Origin of the sequence: Flavobacterium solisilvae (assembly GCF_012911605.1) — a bacterium.
GTDB classification, from domain to species: Bacteria; Bacteroidota; Bacteroidia; order Flavobacteriales; family Flavobacteriaceae; genus Flavobacterium; species Flavobacterium solisilvae.
In genome coordinates, this window is record NZ_JAAMPT010000072.1 from 1 (window position 1) to 257 (window position 257).

Here is a 257-nt window from a genome sequence, read left to right on the forward strand (position 1 = left end):
ACTACAACCAAAATGAAACAAATGAAGCTTTATGGAATGCATAATGCTTTTAAAACCGCCATCGAAAGTGGAAAAACAGACCATTACACGCTAGATCAGTTTATCGCAATGCTCATTGATGCCGAATGGGATGAACGCCACAATCGTCGTATTGAGCGAAGCATTAAAAACGCTCGATTCCATTACAAATCCAATATTGAAAACATCAATTTTGATACTTCGCGAAATATAGATAGAAACCAAGTTTTACGATTAGC

At 36.6% G+C, this 257-nt stretch carries 1 protein-coding gene; it reads left to right on the plus strand.

Annotated features, from left to right (window positions below):
* Positions 1-21: 21 nt before the first annotated feature.
* A partial coding sequence (locus tag G6042_RS00345; protein ID WP_218958506.1) for an ATP-binding protein occupies positions 22-257 on the plus strand: 236 nt, incomplete at its 3' end.